The 15,714-nt window shown below is 71.2% G+C and carries 15 protein-coding genes; 14 read left to right on the top strand and 1 reads right to left on the bottom strand.

Annotated features, from left to right (window positions below; translation table 11 throughout):
• Positions 1–16 precede the first annotated feature (16 nt).
• The 8 genes from aroC to nusB all read left to right on the top strand — a co-directional run bounded on the left by aroC (position 17) and on the right by nusB (position 6,685).
• Positions 17–1,201, top strand: coding sequence for a chorismate synthase (gene aroC, locus ACGFR7_RS28200; protein ID WP_393324730.1), 1,185 nt, complete (start codon positions 17–19; stop codon positions 1,199–1,201).
• Positions 1,198–1,755, top strand: a complete 558-nt coding sequence (locus ACGFR7_RS28195; protein ID WP_393324728.1) for a shikimate kinase — start codon at positions 1,198–1,200, stop codon at positions 1,753–1,755. Before aroC ends, ACGFR7_RS28195 begins: the two co-directional genes overlap by 4 nt.
• On the top strand, positions 1,752–2,843 hold the full coding sequence (gene aroB, locus ACGFR7_RS28190; RefSeq protein ID WP_393324726.1) for a 3-dehydroquinate synthase: 1,092 nt from the start codon (positions 1,752–1,754) through the stop codon (positions 2,841–2,843). Before ACGFR7_RS28195 ends, aroB begins: the two co-directional genes overlap by 4 nt.
• Positions 2,840–3,280 carry a type II 3-dehydroquinate dehydratase gene (aroQ, locus tag ACGFR7_RS28185; protein ID WP_393324725.1) on the top strand — a complete coding sequence of 147 codons (441 nt, stop codon included), beginning with the start codon at positions 2,840–2,842 and terminating at the stop codon, positions 3,278–3,280. Before aroB ends, aroQ begins: the two co-directional genes overlap by 4 nt.
• 297 nt (positions 3,281–3,577) lie before the next feature.
• Positions 3,578–4,435: a Pro-rich N-terminal domain-containing protein gene (locus tag ACGFR7_RS28180; protein WP_393324723.1), complete on the top strand. Its 858-nt coding sequence runs from the start codon at positions 3,578–3,580 to the stop codon at positions 4,433–4,435.
• A gap of 75 nt (positions 4,436–4,510) precedes the next feature.
• A complete protein-coding gene (locus ACGFR7_RS28175) occupies positions 4,511–5,617 on the top strand; it encodes an aminopeptidase P family protein (RefSeq protein WP_393324721.1) in 1,107 nt (368 codons plus the stop codon).
• 67 nt (positions 5,618–5,684) lie between these two features.
• A complete protein-coding gene (gene efp, locus ACGFR7_RS28170) occupies positions 5,685–6,251 on the top strand; it encodes an elongation factor P (RefSeq protein WP_129245034.1) in 567 nt (188 codons plus the stop codon).
• A gap of 2 nt (positions 6,252–6,253) precedes the next feature.
• Positions 6,254–6,685 carry a transcription antitermination factor NusB gene (gene nusB, locus ACGFR7_RS28165; RefSeq protein ID WP_393324719.1) on the top strand — a complete coding sequence of 144 codons (432 nt, stop codon included), beginning with the start codon at positions 6,254–6,256 and terminating at the stop codon, positions 6,683–6,685.
• Between the two features lie 199 nt (positions 6,686–6,884).
• Here the strand turns inward: nusB and bldD are convergent, their stop codons facing one another.
• Entirely contained in the window at positions 6,885–7,385 is a 501-nt protein-coding gene (bldD, locus tag ACGFR7_RS28160; protein WP_030987313.1) for a transcriptional regulator BldD, read from the bottom strand.
• Between the two features lie 221 nt (positions 7,386–7,606).
• Between bldD and pyrR the strand changes: the two genes are divergently transcribed.
• The 6 genes from pyrR (at position 7,607) to carB (ending at position 15,638) form a co-directional block, all read left to right on the top strand.
• Entirely contained in the window at positions 7,607–8,197 is a 591-nt protein-coding gene (gene pyrR, locus ACGFR7_RS28155) for a bifunctional pyr operon transcriptional regulator/uracil phosphoribosyltransferase PyrR (RefSeq protein ID WP_393324717.1), read from the top strand.
• A gap of 93 nt (positions 8,198–8,290) precedes the next feature.
• Positions 8,291–9,286, top strand: coding sequence for an aspartate carbamoyltransferase catalytic subunit (locus tag ACGFR7_RS28150; RefSeq protein ID WP_393324715.1), 996 nt, complete (start codon positions 8,291–8,293; stop codon positions 9,284–9,286).
• A gap of 2 nt (positions 9,287–9,288) precedes the next feature.
• Entirely contained in the window at positions 9,289–10,575 is a 1,287-nt protein-coding gene (locus tag ACGFR7_RS28145; RefSeq protein ID WP_393324713.1) for a dihydroorotase, read from the top strand.
• On the top strand, positions 10,572–11,168 hold the full coding sequence (locus tag ACGFR7_RS28140; protein ID WP_393324711.1) for a hypothetical protein: 597 nt from the start codon (positions 10,572–10,574) through the stop codon (positions 11,166–11,168). Before ACGFR7_RS28145 ends, ACGFR7_RS28140 begins: the two co-directional genes overlap by 4 nt.
• A complete protein-coding gene (carA, locus tag ACGFR7_RS28135; RefSeq protein ID WP_393324709.1) occupies positions 11,165–12,334 on the top strand; it encodes a glutamine-hydrolyzing carbamoyl-phosphate synthase small subunit in 1,170 nt (389 codons plus the stop codon). The genes ACGFR7_RS28140 and carA overlap by 4 nt, the downstream gene beginning before the upstream one ends.
• The gene (carB, locus tag ACGFR7_RS28130; RefSeq protein WP_393324707.1) at positions 12,327–15,638 is read left to right on the top strand and encodes a carbamoyl-phosphate synthase large subunit; all 3,312 of its coding nucleotides are present in this window, start codon (positions 12,327–12,329) and stop codon (positions 15,636–15,638) included. The genes carA and carB overlap by 8 nt, the downstream gene beginning before the upstream one ends.
• Positions 15,639–15,714: the final 76 nt, after the last annotated feature.

Genomic DNA, 15,714 nt, shown 5'->3' with positions numbered 1-15,714 from the left:
TACATGAGGAGCACCGTTGAGCAGGTTGCGCTGGCTGACGGCGGGGGAGTCGCACGGCCCCGCACTCGTGGCGACGCTGGAGGGCCTTCCGGCCGGAGTCCCGATCACCACGGAGCTGGTGGCGGACGCCCTGGCCCGGCGCCGGCTCGGCTATGGCCGCGGTGCCCGGATGAAGTTCGAGCAGGACCAGGTCACGTTCCTGGGCGGGGTGCGGCACGGCCTGTCGCTGGGCTCGCCGGTGGCCGTGATGGTCGGCAACACCGAGTGGCCCAAGTGGGAGCAGGTGATGGCGGCCGACCCGGTGGACCCGGAGGAGCTGGCCGCACTCGCCCGTAACGCGCCGCTGACCCGTCCCCGCCCCGGCCACGCCGACCTCGCCGGTATGCAGAAGTACGGCTTCGACGAGGCCCGCCCGATCCTGGAGCGCGCCTCCGCCCGTGAGACCGCCGCCCGGGTCGCCCTGGGCGCGGTGGCCCGTTCCTTCCTCAAGGAGACGGCCGGTATCGAGATCGTCTCGCACGTCGTCGAGCTGGCCGCGGCCAAGGCCCCGTACGGGGTCTACCCGAAGCCCTCCGACGTCGAGCGGCTGGACGCCGACCCGGTGCGCTGCCTGGACGCGGACGCGAGCAAGGCGATGGTCGCCGAGATCGACCAGGCCCACAAGGACGGCGACACCCTCGGCGGCGTGGTCGAGGTGCTGGCATACGGCGTGCCGGTGGGCCTGGGCTCGCACGTCCACTGGGACCGGCGCCTGGACGCCCGGCTGGCCGCCGCGCTCATGGGCATCCAGGCGATCAAGGGCGTCGAGGTCGGCGACGGCTTCGACCTGGCGCGGGTGCCCGGCTCGAAGGCCCATGACGAGATCGTCTCGACCGACGACGGCATCAAGCGCAGCTCGGGCCGCTCCGGCGGCACCGAGGGCGGGCTGACCACCGGCGAGCTGCTGCGGGTGCGTGCCGCGATGAAACCGATCGCGACGGTGCCGAAGGCGCTGGCGACCATCGACGTGAGCACCGGTGAGGCGGCCAAGGCGCACCACCAGCGCTCGGACGTCTGCGCCGTGCCGGCCGCGGGCATCGTCGCCGAGGCGATGGTGGCCCTGGTCCTGGCGGACGCGGTGGTGGAGAAGTTCGGCGGTGACAGCGTGCCGGAGACCCGCCGCAATGTGCAGACCTACCTCGACCACCTGGCGATCCGATGACGTCGCCGGTCGTCGTGCTGATCGGCCCGCCCGGGGCCGGCAAGTCGACGGTGGGCGCGCTGCTGGCCGAGCGGCTGGGCGTCGGCTACCGGGACACCGACGCCGACATCGTCGCCACGGCCGGCCGCCCGATCGCCGAGATCTTCATCGACGAGGGCGAGCCGTACTTCCGCGGGCTGGAGCGGACGGCGGTGCGCGAGGCGCTGGAGGGCCACCCCGGGGTGCTCTCGCTCGGCGGCGGCGCGATCCTGGACGACGGCACCCGCGCACTGCTGACCGGGCTGCCGGTGGTCTTCCTGGACGTGCAACTCTCCGACGCCGTCAAGCGGGTGGGCCTGGACGCGCCCCGCCCGCTGCTGGCCGTCAACCCGCGCAAGCAGTGGCGCGAGCTGATGGAGCACCGCCGCCCGCTGTACACCGCGGTCGCGCGTGCCGTGATTGAAACGGGGGAGCGCACCCCCGAGCAGGTCGCCGAGGCGATCCTGGACGCTTTGGAGCTACGGCCGGCCGCGGGAGACCGCCCGCGGGCCGCCCACAGGGAGGAACAGGCATGACGGAGCAGGCCACCCGTATCCAGGTCGGCGGCACGGCGGGCACCGACCCGTACGAGGTGCTTGTCGGGCGGCAGCTGCTCGGCGAGCTCGCGGGTCTGATCGGTGAGAGCGCGAAGCGGGTGGCGGTGCTGCACCCGGAGGCGCTGGCCGCCACCGGCGAGGCGCTGCGCGAGGACCTGGCCTCCCAGGGCTACGAGGCGATCGCGATCCAGCTGCCGAACGCCGAGGAGTCCAAGACCGCCGAGGTCGCGGCGTACTGCTGGAAGGCGCTCGGCCAGTCCGGCTTCACCCGCAGTGATGTGATCGTCGGCGTCGGCGGCGGAGCCACCACCGACCTGGCCGGTTTCGTCGCCGCGACCTGGCTGCGCGGGGTGCGCTGGATCGCGGTGCCGACGACCGTGCTGGGCATGGTGGACGCGGCGGTCGGCGGCAAGACCGGCATCAACACCGCCGAGGGCAAGAACCTCGTCGGCGCCTTCCACCCGCCGGCCGGGGTGCTCTGCGACCTGGCCGCGCTCGACTCGCTGCCGGTCAACGACTACGTCTCCGGTCTGGCCGAGGTCATCAAGGCCGGCTTCATCGCCGACCCGGCGATCCTCGAACTGATCGAGTCGGACCCGGAGGCCGCCAAGCGCCCGGACGGTGCGCACACCGCCGAGCTGATCGAGCGGTCCATCCGGGTCAAGGCCGAGGTCGTCTCCGCGGACCTCAAGGAGTCCGGCCTGCGCGAAATCCTCAACTACGGCCACACCCTCGCGCACGCCATCGAGAAGAACGAGCGCTACAACTGGCGGCACGGCGCGGCCGTCTCCGTCGGCATGGTCTTCGCCGCCGAGCTCGGCCGGATCGCCGGCCGCCTGGACGACGCCACCGCCGACCGGCACCGCTCCGTGCTGGAGTCCGTCGGGCTGCCGCTGACCTACCGCGGGGACCAGTGGCCCAAGCTGCTGGAGACGATGAAGGTCGACAAGAAGTCCCGCGGCGACCGGCTGCGCTTCATCGTCCTGGACGGCCTCGCCAAGCCGACCGTTCTGGAGGGCCCGGACCCGGCGATGCTGCTCGCCGCCCACGCGGAGATCGCTTCATGACCCGGCGGGTGCTCGTCCTCAACGGGCCCAACCTCGGCCGGCTGGGCTCCCGTGAGCCCGAGGTCTACGGCGCCACCTCCTACGCCGGACTGGTCCAGGAGTGCGCCCGGCTCGGCAAGGAGCTGGGCTTCGAGGCCGAGGTCCGGGAGACCAACGACGAGGGCGAGATGATCCGCTGGCTGCACGAGGCCGCCGACGGATCCGTCCCGGTCGTCATCAACCCCGGTGCCTTCACGCACTACTCGTACGGCATGCGGGACGCGGCCGCCCAGCGCACCGCCCCGCTGATCGAGGTGCACATCTCGAACCCGTACGCCCGCGAGGAGTTCCGCCACAACTCGGTCCTCGCCGCCGTCGCCAGCGGCACGGTCGCCGGCTTCGGCATCGGTTCCTACCGTCTCGCGCTCCGTGCGCTGGCCGAGGAACTGAACGGCTGACGCCCCCTCGGGCACCTTTCCCCGCCCCCGGCAGTTCCCGCCCCCGGGCCGTTCCCGCACCGAGCGCCCGGGGGCAGCGGGCGCTCCTGCCGCGTCCGGGAGGGTACCGTTCGCAGCAGCACCCGCCCACGCCGACGGCCGTGGGGCACAACGGCCCCTCCGGGCCGCCGGGTTACCGTCAGGCGCACCGGGCAGCCGAGCCCCGGACGCCCGGGGGCATCCCACCCGGCGTGAGCCGGCGGAGCACCGCACCACATCGACCGCACGAGTCGACCGCACGAGACGGAGAGCCACCGGATGCACTACGCAGTGGGGGCTCCGCTGCCACCGCCCCACGGGCAGGCATCACCCGGCGCCGCCATGAACTGGACGCCCCACCCGGGACAGCACACCCCGCCCGCCTCGCCGCCGGCCCCGGCCGCCCCGCCGCCGCCCGCGCAGCAGCCCGCCTCCGGTCAGGGCGGGCACGGGCCCGTGCCCCAGCAGGCCCCGCCCCTGCCGCACGGCACGGACATCACCGGCCATGTCCAGCTGCCCCCGGGCGCCCCGGTGCCGCTGCCCAGCCCGCCCACCGACACCACGGCGCCGGACGCCGCGCATGCGGCCGTCGCGGTGCTGCTCATCGGCCCGGCCGGGGCCGGCAAGACCAGCGTGGCGCGCCACTGGGCCGACACCCGTCGGGTGCCGACCGCGCACATCAGCCTCGACGACGTCCGCGAATGGGTCCGGTCCGGCTTCGCCGACCCGCAGGCAGGCTGGAACGACCACTCCGAGGCGCAGTACCGCCTCGCCCGCCGCACCTGCGGCTTCGCGGCCCGCAACTTCCTTGCCAACGGCATCTCCTGCATCCTCGACGACGCCGTCTTCCCCGACCGGCCGGTCATCGGTCTGGGCGGCTGGAAGCGCCACGTGGGCCCCGGCCTGCTGCCGATCGTGCTGCTGCCCGGCCTGGAGATCGTCCTGGAGCGCAACGCCCGGCGCAGCGGCAACCGCCGGCTGTCCGACGAAGAGGTGGCGAGGATCCACGGCCGGATGGCCGGCTGGTACGGCTCCGGCCTGCCGATCATCGACAACTCCCAGCACGACGTCGCCACGACGGTGCGGGTGCTGGACGACGTCGTCGCCCGCAGCATCGCCAGCCCGCCGAACTGGTAGCGGCCGCGGCAGCCCGGTCCCCCGGGCGGCCCCGCTCGACCGGCCGCCCCGGGGGAGCCGCCGTACGCTCGTGATATGTCCGAGTTGTACGCGGCCCGGCGCACGCGGCTGCGCGACCGCGTAGCCGGGGCCGGAAGTGCCGCCGCACTGATCTCGCGCCCCGCGAACGTCCGCTATCTCACCGGCTGCGCGCCGCCCGGCGCCGCGCTGCTGCTGGGCCCGGCCGACGAGGTGCTGCTGTGCGCCAGGCCGCTGAGTGGTGATCCCGCCGAGGGCCGGCCTGCCGATGACGTACGGGTGTCGGTGCTGCCGACCCGGGGCGGCGACCCGGTGGTGGCCGGCGCCGACCTCGCCGCGACGGCCGGCGCGGACACCCTGGCCGTCGAGGAGCACCACCTCACCGTCACCCGGCACCGTGCGCTCTGCCAGGTCGCGCCCCGGCTGCGGCTGACCGACCTGGCCTGCGCGGTCGAGGCGCAGCGGCTGGTGAAGGACGACGACGAGATCGCCTGTCTGCGGATCTCCGCGGAGATCGCCGACCAGGCACTGGGGGAACTCCTCGAATCGATCCTGGTCGGCCGCACCGAGCGGCATCTGGCACTGGAACTGGAGAGGCGGCTGGTGGACCACGGCGCGGACGGCCCGGCCTTCCCCACGTCCGTCGCGACCGGCCCGAACGCCGGCCGCCCCGGGCATCTGCCCACCGACCGGCGGGTCGAGGAGGGCGACTTCCTCAGCGTCTGCCTGGGCGCCAATTACCGCGGCTACCGTTGTGAGATCGGCCGGACCTTCGTCATCGGCACCACGCCCTCGGACTGGCAGATCGAACTGTACGATCTCGTTTTCGCAGCCCAGCGGGCCGGGCGCGAGGCACTTGCGCCGGGTGTGGAGTGCCGCGAAGTGGACCGGGTGACCCGCCATGTGCTGGACGCCGCGGGGTACGGGGAGCGGCTGGGAGCATGGACCGGGCACGGTGTGGGGCTCGAAATCGACGAGGACCCTCAATTGTCGCCTGCCGCCATGGGTAAACTGGACGCTTGCGTGCCGGTCACCGTCGAGCCGGGGGTTCACATCCCGGGCCGCGGGGGTGTCCGGATCGACGACACACTCGTCGTCCGCCCCGAGGCGGACGGCGGGCCCGAGCTACTCACGATCACGACCAAGGAGCTGCTCGCACTCTGAGCCGTAGGGGTTCGGCGTGCGCGTGCTCCGGGGTCCCACCACCTGCAGTCCAGGAGATTCCGCAACCGTGGCATCCACGAACGACCTCAAGAACGGCATGGTGCTCAAGCTCGACGGCGGCCAGCTCTGGTCCGTCGTCGAGTTCCAGCACGTCAAGCCCGGCAAGGGCCCGGCCTTTGTCCGCACCAAGCTCAAGAACGTGCTGTCCGGCAAGGTGGTGGACAAGACCTTCAATGCCGGCGTGAAGGTCGAGACGGCCACCGTCGACAAGCGCGGGATGCAGTTCTCGTACATGGACGGCGACTACTTCGTCTTCATGGACATGGACACCTACGACCAGCTGCACGTCGACCGCAAGGCCGTCGGCGACGCCGCGAACTACCTCATCGAGGGCTTCGAGGCGGTCGTGGCGCAGCACGAGGGCGAGGTGCTGTACGTCGAGCTGCCCGCCGCGGTCGAGCTGACCATCAAGCACACCGAGCCCGGTGTGCAGGGCGACCGCTCCACCGGTGGTTCCAAGCCCGCCGAGCTGGAGACCGGCTACTCCATCCAGGTGCCGCTCTTCATCACGACCGGTGAGAAGATCAAGGTCGACACCCGCACGGGCGACTACCTCGGCCGGGTGAACAGCTAACCGTGGCTGCCCGCACCAAGGCCCGTAAGCGCGCCTTCCAGATTCTTTTCGAGGCCGACCAGCGCGGTGCCGATGTGCAGTCCGTGCTCGCGGACTGGATGAGGCACGCCCGGACCGACCCCCGGCAGCCGCCGGTGAACGAATACACCCTGCAGTTGGTCGAGGGGTACGCGGACCATGTCGCCCGGATCGACGAGCTGATTTCCACCTACGCGGTCGACTGGGACCTGGACCGGATGCCTGCGGCCGACCGCAGCATCGTGCGGCTCGGTGCCTATGAGCTGCTCTGGGTGGACGACACGCCGGACGCGGTGGCGATCGACGAAGCCGTGCAGCTCGCCAGGGAGTTCTCCACTGACGACTCCCCGGCCTTCGTCAACGGCCTCCTCGGCCGGTTCAAGGAGCTGAAGCCGAGCCTGCGGCGCGAGGCGTAGCAGGCGGTCGGCAGAGCGTGTGAACGGGCCCGGAGCGAAGGCCAGTGCTCCGGGCCCTTCGCATGCCCGCAGAACGCCGTACGGGGGCTCTCCTGGCGCACTCTCCGCGCGCCGTGTGCGCCGTCCGTGCGCCGGTACAGCGAAACCGCCGCCCCGGAGGCCCGGAGCGGCGGCACGTTTCTGCAGGTGGTGCGGTGGATCAGATCTCGTCGTGCTGCACGGCACGGCGCGCTTCCGCGTCCAGCACACCCCAGCTGATCAGCTGCTCGGTCAGCACCGAGGGCGACTGGTCGTAGATGACCGCGAGGGTGCGCAGGTCGTCCTGGCGGATCGAGAGGACCTTGCCGTTGTAGTCACCGCGCTGGCTCTGGATGGTGGCGGCGTAGCGCTGCAGCGGGCCGGCCTTCTCCTGCGGGACATGGGCCAGGCGCTCCAGGTCGAGCACCAGCTTCGGCGGCGGCTCGGCCGCTCCGCCCGGTGTCGTCCCCGGCAGCAGTTCCTGCACCGGAACGCCGTAGAAGTCCGCCAGCTCGGCAAGGCGCTGCACGGTCACGGCGCGGTCGCCGCGCTCGTACGAACCGACCACCACGGCCTTCCAGCGGCCCTGGGACTTCTCCTCGACACCGTGGAGAGAAAGGCCCTGCTGGGTGCGGATGGCGCGGAGCTTGGCCCCGAGCTGTTTGGCGTATTCGCTGGACATAAAACTCCCCAGACGGCTGTATCGACATGCGGCTCCGCCGCGGGCTGGTAACTCACTGTGAGGTTACGCAGCGTAATCTGACTTCGTCAAGCGGAACGGGGCAGACCCTCACCCGTCAGGGGTGCGGACCGCTCCGGTGAGGGGTCCTGATAGCCTGGGCTGCGTAATTCCGACGTCCTTTAAGGTCCGTCCCGTGAGGCGGAGAAGGAGGTCCGTTTCATATGGACGCAAGCAGTGCCGACATGACGGCTCAGCTCCCCGCACGCCCGGTGCTCGAAGGCCCGGACATCGCGCGGATGCTCACCCGTATCGCCCACGAGATCGTCGAGCGCGCCAAGGGCGCGGACGATGTGGTGCTCCTGGGTATCCCCACCCGCGGCGTCTTCCTCGCCCGACGGCTCGCCGCCAAGCTCGAAGAGATCACCGGCCGCACGGTCCCGGTCGGCTCGCTCGACATCACGATGTACCGCGACGACCTGCGTCTGGGCCCGGCCCGCACGCTCGCCCGCACGGACATCCCCGCCGACGGCATCGAAGGACGCGTCGTCCTGCTCGTCGATGACGTGCTCTTCTCCGGACGCACCATCCGCGCCGCGCTGGACGCGCTGGGCGACATCGGACGGCCGCGCGCCGTGCAGCTGGCGGTCCTGGTCGACCGCGGCCACCGCGAACTGCCGATCCGTGCCGACTACGTAGGCAAGAACCTCCCCACGTCGCTGCGGGAGACGGTCAAGGTCCAGCTCACCGAGGAGGACGGCCGGGACGCCGTGCTGCTCGGCGTGAAGCACCCCGCCCCGGCCGGCGAGCGATAGCGCACCGCGCTCGGACCCGGTGACCCCGGGTCCGCAGGCATGCCCGCTCGACGGATATTCCCGTACACCTCCTTCACTCACGGAGAAAACCGGATGAAGCGTCACCTCATCTCGGCCGCCGATCTCACGCGCGACGACGCCGTCCTGATCCTCGACACCGCCGAGGAGATGGCCCGGGTCGCCGACCGGCCGATCAAGAAGCTCCCCACCCTGCGCGGACGCACCGTCGTCAACCTCTTCTTCGAGGACTCGACCCGTACCCGTATCTCCTTCGAGGCCGCGGCGAAGCGCCTCTCCGCCGACGTCATCAACTTCTCCGCCAAGGGGTCGTCGGTCTCCAAGGGCGAGTCGCTCAAGGACACCGCCCTCACCCTGGAGGCGATGGGCGCGGATGCGGTCGTCATCCGCCACCACGACTCCGGCGCCCCGCACCGCCTGGCGACCTCCGGCTGGATCGGCGGCTCCGTGGTCAACGCCGGTGACGGCACCCACGAACACCCCACGCAGGCACTGCTGGACGCCTTCACGATGCGCCGCCGGCTCGTCGGCGCCGACGCGGGCGTGGGCCAGGACCTCGCCGGCCGCCGGATCACCGTCGTCGGCGACATCCTGCACAGCCGGGTCGCCCGCTCCAACGTCCACCTGCTGACCACCCTCGGTGCCGAGGTCACCCTGGTCGCGCCGCCGACACTGGTGCCGATCGGGGTCGAGCAGTGGCCCTGCGAGGTCTCCTACGACCTCGACGCCGTCCTCGCCAAGTCCGACGCGGTGATGATGCTGCGCGTCCAGCGCGAGCGGATGAACGCGGCGTTCTTCCCGACCGAGCGGGAGTACGCGCGGCGCTACGGCCTGGACGGCGACCGGATGTCCCGGATGCCGGAGCACGCGATCGTGATGCACCCCGGCCCGATGAACCGCGGTATGGAGATCACCGCCGAGGTCGCCGACTCGCCGCGCTGCACGGCCGTCGAGCAGGTCACCAACGGCGTCAGCATCCGGATGGCCGTCCTCTATCTGCTTCTGGGCGGCAACGAGCCCGCCCTGACCGCCGGCAACGGCACCAGCACTCGCACCGAGGAGAGCAAGTAACCATGAGCAAGATCCTTATTCGCGGCGCGAAGGTCCTCGGTGGCGAACCGCAGGACGTGCTGATCGACGGCGAGATCATCGCGGCGGTCGGGAGCGGGCTCAGCGCCGAGGGCGCGCAGGTCATCGAGGCCGGCGGCAAGATCCTGCTGCCGGGCCTGGTCGACCTGCACACCCATCTGCGCGAGCCGGGCCGCGAGGACTCCGAGACCGTGCTGACCGGCACCAAGGCGGCCGCCGTCGGCGGCTTCACCGCCGTCCACGCCATGGCCAACACCTTTCCCGTCGCGGACACCGCCGGCGTCGTCGAGCAGGTCTGGCGGCTGGGCAAGGAGTCCGGCTACTGCGACGTCCAGCCCGTCGGCGCGGTCACCGTCGGCCTGGAGGGCAAGAAGCTCGCCGAGCTCGGCGCGATGCACGACTCCGCGGCCGGCGTCCGGGTCTTCTCCGACGACGGCAAGTGCGTGGACGACGCCGTGATCATGCGGCGCGCCCTGGAGTACGTGAAGGCCTTCGACGGAGTCGTCGCCCAGCACGCCCAGGAGCCCCGGCTCACCGAGGGCGCCCAGATGAACGAGGGCATCGTCTCCGCCGAGCTGGGCCTCGGCGGCTGGCCGGCGGTCGCCGAGGAGTCGATCATCGCCCGCGATGTGCTGCTCGCCGCGCACGTCGGCTCCCGGGTGCACATCTGCCACCTGTCCACGGCCGGCTCGGTGGAGATCGTCCGCTGGGCGAAGTCCAAGGGCTGGAACGTCACCGCCGAGGTCACCCCGCACCACCTGCTGCTCACCGACGAGCTGGTCCGCAGCTACAACCCCGTCTACAAGGTGAACCCGCCGCTGCGCACCGAGGCCGACGTGCTGGCGCTGCGCGAAGCGCTCGCCGACGGCACGATCGACTGTGTCGCCACCGACCACGCCCCGCACCCGCACGAGGACAAGGACTGCGAGTGGGGCGCGGCGGCCATGGGCATGGTCGGCCTGGAGACCGCGCTCTCCGTCGTCCAGCACACGATGGTCGACAGCGGGCTGCTGGACTGGGCCGGCGTTGCCGACCGGATGTCCTTCCGCCCGGCGCACATCGGCCGCCTGGAGGGCCACGGCCGCCCCGTCTCGGCTGGTGAGCCCGCCAACCTCACGCTGCTCGATTCCGCTTACCGTGGAGAGGTGGACCCCGCGGGCTTCGCCTCCCGCAGCCGCAACACCCCCTACGAGGGCCGCGAGCTGCCGGGGCGTGTCACCCACACCTTCCTGCGGGGCCGGGCAACGGTCGTCGACGGGAAGCTGGCGTGACACCTCCACTGAGCACCTTGGCCGCGGCGCAGCACTCCGCTCCGGTCACGGACTGGGCCGCACGGATCGGCTGGGTCGCCGGCCTGCTGGTCTTCGTCATCTTCGTCTACTGGCTGATGCGCCAGGGCTGGAAGTGGCGCGGCACGCTCCAGGGCGACCTGCCCGAGCTGCCGTCCACCCCCGACGACCTCGGCACCCCCCTGCTGACCCTGTCGGGCCGCTACCACGGCTCCACCACCGCCGGGCAGTGGCTCGACCGGATCGTGGCGCGCGGTCTGGGGACCCGTAGCCGCGCCGAGCTGACCCTGACCGACCAGGGACTGGACGTCGTACGGCCGGGCGCGGCGGACTTCTTCGTGCCGGCTCCCGCGCTGCGCGGCGCCCGGCTCGACAAGGGCATCGCCGGCAAGGTCCTGACCGAGGGCGGCCTGCTGATCGTCACCTGGGAGCACGGCGGCCGGCAGCTCGACTCCGGCTTCCGCTCCGACCGGGCGGACGCGCACCCGGCCTGGGTCGAGGCCGTCAACCGGCTGAGCACCACCGAGCACACCACCAGCACCACCGAGCACACCGAAACGGAAGGCGCACGATGACGACCTCCACCAGGGGCACCGCCCACGGCACAAGGGGGATCCCCGCCGTACTCGTCCTGGAGGACGGCCGCAGCTTCCGCGGCCGCGCCTACGGGGCCGTGGGGGAGGCCTTCGGCGAAGCGGTGTTCTCCACCGGCATGACCGGCTACCAGGAGACGCTGACCGACCCGTCGTACCACCGCCAGGTCGTCGTCATGACCGCCCCGCACATCGGCAACACCGGCGTGAACGACGAGGACCCCGAGTCCCAGCGGATCTGGGTGGCCGGCTACGTCGTCCGCGACCCCGCCCGCGTCCCGTCCAACTGGCGCTCGGTGCGCTCCCTGGACGACGAGCTGGTCGCCCAGGGCGTCGTCGGCATCAGCGGCGTCGACACCCGCGCCCTGACCCGCCACCTGCGCGAGCGCGGTGCCATGCGGGTCGGCATCTTCTCCGGCGAGGCGCTGGCCGACGAGGGCATGATGCTGGCCAAGGTGCGCCAGGCCCCCGAGATGCAGGGCGCGGACCTGTCCACTCAGGTCGCCACCAAGGAGCCCTACGTCGTCCCGGCGATCGGCACGAAGAAGTTCACCGTCGCCGCGATCGACCTGGGCATCAAGGGCATGACCCCGCACCGGATGGCCGAGCGCGGCATCGAGGTGCACGTCCTGCCGGCCACCGCCACCGTCGAGGACGTCTACGCGGTGAACCCGGACGGGGTGTTCTTCTCCAACGGCCCGGGCGACCCGGCCACCGCCGACCACCCGGTCTCCGTCATGCGGGGAGTGCTGGAGCGCAAGACGCCGCTGTTCGGCATCTGCTTCGGCAACCAGATCCTGGGCCGCGCGCTGGGCTTTGGCACCTACAAGCTCAAGTACGGCCACCGCGGCATCAACCAGCCGGTGCAGGACCGCACGACCGGCAAGGTCGAGGTCACCGCGCACAACCACGGATTCGCCGTCGACGCCCCGCTCGACACCGTCTCCGACACCCCCTTCGGCCGCGCCGAGGTCTCCCACGTCTGCCTCAACGACAACGTGGTGGAGGGTCTGCACCTCCTCGACCAGCCGGCCTTCAGCGTCCAGTACCACCCCGAAGCCGCCGCGGGTCCGCACGACGCCGCGTACCTCTTCGACCGCTTCACGTCTTTGATGAACACCGTCCTGATGGAGGGCCAGCGTGCCTAAGCGCACCGATATCCAGTCCGTCCTGGTCATCGGCTCCGGCCCGATCGTCATCGGCCAGGCCGCCGAGTTCGACTACTCCGGTACCCAGGCATGCCGGGTCCTCAAGTCCGAGGGCCTGCGCGTCATCCTGGTGAACTCCAACCCGGCGACGATCATGACCGACCCGGAGATCGCCGACGCCACCTATGTCGAGCCGATCACCCCGGAATTCGTCGAGAAGATCATCGCCAAGGAGCGCCCCGACGCGCTCCTGCCGACCCTGGGCGGCCAGACCGCGCTGAACACCGCGATCTCGCTGCACGCGTCCGGCACCCTCGACAAGTACAACGTCGAGCTGATCGGGGCCAACGTCGAGGCGATCAACAAGGGCGAGGACCGCGACCTGTTCAAGGAGGTCGTCGAGGCCGTCAACCGCAAGATCGGCCACGGCGAGTCCGCCCGCTCGTACATCTGCCACTCCATGGACGACGTCCTCAAGGGCGTCGACGAGCTCGGCGGCTACCCCGTCGTCGTCCGTCCCTCCTTCACCATGGGCGGGGCCGGCTCCGGCTTCGCGCACAACGAGGAGGAGCTGCGCCGGATCGCCGGCCAGGGCCTGACGCTCTCGCCGACCACCGAGGTGCTCCTGGAGGAGTCCATCCTCGGCTGGAAGGAGTACGAGCTGGAGCTGATGCGCGACAAGAACGACAACGTCGTGGTCGTCTGCTCCATCGAGAACTTCGACCCGATGGGCGTGCACACCGGCGACTCGATCACCGTCGCCCCGGCGATGACGCTCACCGACCGCGAGTACCAGACCCTGCGGGACATCGGCATCGCCGTCATCCGCGAGGTCGGTGTCGACACCGGCGGCTGCAACATCCAGTTCGCGGTCAACCCCGAGGACGGCCGGGTCATCGTCATCGAGATGAACCCCCGCGTCTCGCGCTCGTCGGCGCTGGCGTCCAAGGCCACCGGCTTCCCGATCGCGAAGATCGCCGCCCGGCTCGCCGTCGGCTACACCCTCGACGAGATCCCCAACGACATCACCGAGAAGACGCCGGCCTCCTTCGAGCCGACCCTCGACTATGTCGTCGTCAAGGTGCCGCGGTTCGCCTTCGAGAAGTTCCCGGCCGCCGACGCCACGCTCACCACGACCATGAAGTCCGTCGGCGAGGCCATGGCCATCGGCCGCAACTTCCCCGAGGCGCTGAACAAGGCCCTGCGCTCCCTGGAGAAGAAGGGCAGCCAGTTCGACTTCGTCACCGAGCCGGGCGAGAAGGCCGCGCTGCTGGAGAAGTCCCAGGTCCCCACCGACGGCCGGATCAACACCGTCATGGCGGCGATCCGGGCCGGCGCCACGCCCCAGGAGGTCTTCGACGCCACGAAGATCGACCCGTGGTTCGTCGACCAGCTCTTCCTCGTCAAGGAGATCGCGGACGAGATCGCGGCCGCCGAAAAGCTCCACCCGGAGATCCTTGCGGACGCAAAGCGCTACGGCTTCTCCGACGCCCAGATCGCCGCGATCCGCGGGCTGCGCGAGGACGTCGTCCGTGAGGTCCGGCACGCCCTCGGTGTCCGCCCGGTCTACAAGACGGTCGACACCTGCGCCGCCGAATTCGCCGCGAAGACCCCGTACTTCTACTCGTCCTACGACGAGGAGACCGAGGTCGCCCCGCGCGAGAAGCCGGCCGTGATCATCCTCGGCTCCGGCCCCAACCGCATCGGTCAGGGCATCGAGTTCGACTACTCCTGCGTCCACGCCTCGTTCGCGCTCAGCGACGCCGGCTACGAGACCGTGATGGTCAACTGCAACCCGGAGACCGTCTCGACGGACTACGACACCTCCGACCGTCTGTACTTCGAGCCGCTGACGCTGGAAGACGTGCTGGAGATCGTGCACGCCGAGACCCAGGCGGGACCGGTCGCCGGCGTCATCGTCCAGCTCGGCGGCCAGACCCCGCTGGGCCTGGCGCAGGCGCTCAAGGACAACGGCGTGCCGATCGTCGGCACCTCGCCCGAGGCGATCGACCTCGCCGAGGAGCGCGGCGCCTTCGGCCGGGTGCTCACCGAGGCCGGACTGCCCGCGCCCAAGTACGGCACCGCCTTCTCCTTCGACGAGGCCCAGCGGATCGCCGCCGAGATCGGCTACCCGGTCATGGTCCGCCCGTCCTACGTGCTCGGCGGCCGCGGTATGGAGATCGTCTACGACGAGCCGTCGCTCGGCGAGTACCTCACCCGCCACGCCGGCCTGATCGACCGCCACCCGGTCCTCATCGACCGGTTCCTCGACGACGCCATCGAGATCGACGTCGATGCGCTCTACGACGGCCACGAGCTCTACCTCGGCGGCGTCATGGAGCACATCGAGGAGGCCGGCATCCACTCCGGCGACTCCGCCTGTGCGCTGCCCCCGATCACGCTCGGCGGCTACGACATCAAGCGGCTGCGCATCTCGACGGAGGCCATCGCCAAGGGCGTCGGCGTCCGCGGACTGATCAACATCCAGTTCGCGATGGCCGGCGACATCCTCTACGTCCTGGAGGCCAACCCCCGCGCCTCCCGTACGGTCCCCTTCACCTCGAAGGCCACCGCCGTACCGCTGGCCAAGGCCGCCGCCCGGATCTCGCTGGGCTCCACGATTGCCGAGCTGCGCGCCGAGGGCATGCTGCCCAAGACGGGCGACGGCGGCACCCTGCCGCTGGACGCGCCGATCTCCGTGAAGGAAGCCGTGATGCCCTGGTCGCGGTTCCGCGACATCCACGGCCGCGGTGTGGACACCGTCCTCGGCCCGGAGATGCGCTCCACCGGCGAGGTCATGGGCATCGACTCGGTCTTCGGCACCGCCTACGCCAAGTCGCAGTCCGGCGCCTACGGGGCCCTGCCCACCAAGGGCCGGGCGTTCGTCTCCGTCGCCAACCGCGACAAGCGCTCGATGATCTTCCCGGCCCGGGAGCTGGTCGCGCACGGCTTCGAACTGCTCGCCACCTCCGGCACCGCCGAGGTGCTGCGCCGCAACGGCATCAACGCCACGGTGGTGCGCAAGCAGTCCGAGGGCGAGGGCCCTGACGGTGAGAAGACCATCGTCCAGCTCATCCACGACGGCCAGGTCGACCTGATCGTCAACACCCCCTACGGGACCGGTGGCCGGCTCGACGGCTACGACATCCGTACCGCGGCGGTCGCCCGCGCCGTGCCCTGCCTGACCACGGTCCAGGCGCTGGCCGCCGCGGTCCAGGGCATCGAGGCGGTGTCCCGCGGCGACGTGGGGGTGCGTTCCCTCCAGGAACACGCCGAACATCTCACCGCGGCCCGCGAGGAGTAGCGGCCAGGAGGGGGACACCGACGCGGTGTCCCCCTCTTCATGAGCCCTCGCACTCCTCACCCCGGAAGGCCCACCC

Source organism: Streptomyces sp. NPDC048516 (assembly GCF_043199875.1).
GTDB lineage: Bacteria > Actinomycetota > Actinomycetes > Streptomycetales > Streptomycetaceae > Streptomyces.
Note: the sequence above shows the minus strand (reverse complement) of the source record. Positions and strands in the feature narration are given on the sequence as shown.

Bases quoted from the DNA above. Each gene is read 5' to 3' on its own strand.
- ACGFR7_RS28180 (WP_393324723.1), top strand. From the start codon at position 3,578: ATGCACTACGCAGTGGGGGCTCCGCTGCCACCGCCCCACGGGCAGGCA.
- ACGFR7_RS28195 (WP_393324728.1), top strand. From the start codon at position 1,198: ATGACGTCGCCGGTCGTCGTGCTGATCGGCCCGCCCGGGGCCGGCAAG.
- aroQ (WP_393324725.1), top strand. From the start codon at position 2,840: ATGACCCGGCGGGTGCTCGTCCTCAACGGGCCCAACCTCGGCCGGCTG.
- pyrR (WP_393324717.1), top strand. From the start codon at position 7,607: ATGGACGCAAGCAGTGCCGACATGACGGCTCAGCTCCCCGCACGCCCG.
- bldD (WP_030987313.1), bottom strand. From the start codon at position 7,385: ATGTCCAGCGAATACGCCAAACAGCTCGGGGCCAAGCTCCGCGCCATC.
- ACGFR7_RS28150 (WP_393324715.1), top strand. From the start codon at position 8,291: ATGAAGCGTCACCTCATCTCGGCCGCCGATCTCACGCGCGACGACGCC.
- aroB (WP_393324726.1), top strand. From the start codon at position 1,752: ATGACGGAGCAGGCCACCCGTATCCAGGTCGGCGGCACGGCGGGCACC.
- ACGFR7_RS28175 (WP_393324721.1), top strand. From the start codon at position 4,511: ATGTCCGAGTTGTACGCGGCCCGGCGCACGCGGCTGCGCGACCGCGTA.
- ACGFR7_RS28145 (WP_393324713.1), top strand. From the start codon at position 9,289: ATGAGCAAGATCCTTATTCGCGGCGCGAAGGTCCTCGGTGGCGAACCG.
- carA (WP_393324709.1), top strand. From the start codon at position 11,165: ATGACGACCTCCACCAGGGGCACCGCCCACGGCACAAGGGGGATCCCC.